Here is a 2,565-nt window from a genome sequence, read left to right as displayed (position 1 = left end):
ATAGCGTAGCGATACACTAAATCAGCCTATATACTAAACACCATCATTACTCTCATCTCACCCACGTTTAGCCCACGAGAATCTGGCAAGATGCCGCCTTCCTCTACATCAGATTCATCCGCGCAGTTTTCATAGAATACCAATGGCGGCGAGAATAGCTATAAGACGGACAGTCTAAACACACCTCAACAAAAATGCTCCACAATTTTATTACCAGCGATGCCAAATCCGGTTAGCGTGTAAGTGCTCGACATGATGGATTGCCTGTGCGGCGGCGATTGCATCCAGGCGTTAAAGGCTACGCGGCTAGTGTGCAGGTCTGGCGGCGAAGTTTGCACCAGATTCTCGGCTGGCGCGTTGCAGACAGCCCTCGCTTTAAGCAATCCGTGCGGAATAGTTGTGCCCGGTTTATAATGGCTAAAATAATTATTCTCTTTCATATCATTCGCCATCCACTGCGCCGTTCGATTAAGCGGCTCGTACATTTTTAACGGCTTCAGATTTTCCTTACTACGAACATAATTAATCAATTCAAGAATCTCCAAAGCATCTGGCGGACCTATGTCATACTTTTTATCTTGGTCTGCCGGTTGCGGCTGTGGATTTGGAGTCGGTTTTGGTTGCGGATTCGGCGCAGGCTGCTGCGAATTACCGGGCTGCTGAGACTGCGGAGCTGGCCGCTGGTTGTTTTTCGGCGGCGAGGCTGGACTCGACGGTGGCTGCGGGGCTGGATTGTGTTTCGGGCGCACAGGGTCAATTCTCTGCTCTTTTTGGATTGGCTGCGGTTTTTCAGGCTTCTTCTCTTGCTGGTTCGGCGTAGACTGCTTAGGCTGGGAGTCTTTATTAGACTTGCTACTGCTGGAACTATTACCAGAACCAGACTTAGTAAAATTAGGACTGGAAGTTGTTTTTTGCTCCTGCTGCTGGCTGGCATTACCCTTATTTTTCGGCGCAATACATACAGCAATGTATACGCCTATCCCCGCCCCGATCAGTGTTAAGATAACTAATATAATTACAAGTTTTTGTTTTTTCATACTTTGATTGTAGCAAGGAAACTGGTTATGTCAATCCGAAAGTAACGGCCTGCAAAAATAGCCAAAGCATAGTGTATAATATAGTCAGCGCGGGTATCGTATAACGGCTATTATGTATGCTTCCCAAGCATGAGACGAGGGTTCGACTCCCTCTACCCGCACCAGTTCAAACTATTATCATGAACCTCTAAGATAACGCTGGCACGCGTTATAATTAAAATATGAAAAAAGCTGTCATGAAGAGGCTGCTTCCGCTGTATGTTGGCAAGTTCTTCTTAAGCTTTGTACTTTGGTATTCAATTGAGAAATTATTCATAAGAAGTATCGGCATTGACAATTTTGGAATTAGTTTGATCGCGATTGTTCTGCTGATATCGTCTATTCTGACCGAAATTCCATCAGGAATTATCGCGGATCGTTGGAGCCGCAAAGGCTCAATGGTGCTCGCTGGGTTATTCTTAGGGGTTAGCAGCCTGATGGCTGGCGCTAGCGATAATATCTTTATGTACGCCGCTGCCGTGACGATTTGGGGTCTTCATGATGCTTTTTCGAGCGGAACTGGCGCAGCTATGATTTACGATACGCTGCTCGAGGAGCAAGGGCACGCCAGGAACTTTAATCGAGCGCTAGGACTATACGAAACTTTAGGCGGGATAGCGTTAATTATCAGTAACTTTTTGGGCGGCTGGATCGGCGAACACTCGCTGCTGCTAGCGTTTAACTTAACAATTATTCCAATTGCCATATCCATGGTTTGTCATCTAATTTATAAAGATGCAAAAATTAGCCGCGAGGTGGCTGATGAAAAACTTATCAAACATACTAAAAATACATTCAAATGCGTTTTCAAAAGTAAAAGCTTACTCTGGCTGATGACTGCGATTATGATAGTTTTTTGTATCCAAAAGATGAATCGCGAAGCTTATCAGCTGTGGTATATTGCGCTGTCGGCCCCGGCGATAGTATTTGGCATCGCTGGTTCGTTCATAGAAGGCTTGGGCGGACTGGGCGGCTCGTTGGTTAAATATCTCAGCTCAAAGCAAATAAATATAGTTTTGTCGATTTTGCTAGGCTTGGCGTCGCTCGCGCTTTCGGTGGGTAGTAATCTATGGATAACTATCGCCGCGCAGGTTCTAATAGCGGTAGTCTCGGGGGCGCTGTTATTCCATTTTACTGCACAGATACAACACCAGCTGCCGTCGCGGTACCGCACAGGTTCCGGCTCGGTGATAAACGCCGTGGGACGAATTGTCCTCATGCCGCTAACGTTTGTGTTTGGAGTTTTGTCAAACCAAAGCGTTTTCATCGCTGGTTGGATGCTGGTGGTTTTATCAGGACTAGCTGTTTTCGTGCAGCTAAAGCTTGATGAGCAAGCTTCACCGTAGTAGCGTACTTCCCATCCCAGCCCATCTGTGCTACAATAAGTCACCAAAGGAAGGTCTGCTATTAATCCCAGACCATATTTTTATGAAGGACGCTAGCAAGATTCGAAATATTGCCATTATTGCCCACGTCGATCACGGCAAGA

At 46.2% G+C, this 2,565-nt stretch carries 2 protein-coding genes and 1 tRNA gene; 2 read left to right on the top strand and 1 reads right to left on the bottom strand.

Translation table 11 applies throughout. From position 1 onward, the window contains the following. Positions 1–185 precede the first annotated feature (185 nt). A complete protein-coding gene (locus tag G1ANC_RS03990) occupies positions 186–1,037 on the bottom strand; it encodes a CAP domain-containing protein (RefSeq protein WP_129693706.1) in 852 nt (283 codons plus the stop codon). An 89-nt stretch (positions 1,038–1,126) separates the two neighbouring features. On the opposite strand from G1ANC_RS03990, the gene G1ANC_RS03985 reads away from it, so the two are divergent. After that, positions 1,127–1,201 (top strand) — tRNA-Gly (locus tag G1ANC_RS03985). A 57-nt stretch (positions 1,202–1,258) separates the two neighbouring features. Then, positions 1,259–2,422: an MFS transporter gene (locus G1ANC_RS03980; protein WP_129693705.1), complete on the top strand. Its 1,164-nt coding sequence runs from the start codon at positions 1,259–1,261 to the stop codon at positions 2,420–2,422. Positions 2,423–2,565: the final 143 nt, after the last annotated feature.

The organism is Candidatus Nanosynsacchari sp. TM7_ANC_38.39_G1_1 (assembly GCF_004138385.1).
Note: the sequence above shows the minus strand (reverse complement) of the source record. Positions and strands in the feature narration are given on the sequence as shown.

Coding starts and splice junctions, on each gene's coding strand:
- G1ANC_RS03980 (WP_129693705.1), top strand. CDS start 1,259: ATGAAAAAAGCTGTCATGAAGAGGCTGCTTCCGCTGTATGTTGGCAAG.
- G1ANC_RS03990 (WP_129693706.1), bottom strand. CDS start 1,037: ATGAAAAAACAAAAACTTGTAATTATATTAGTTATCTTAACACTGATC.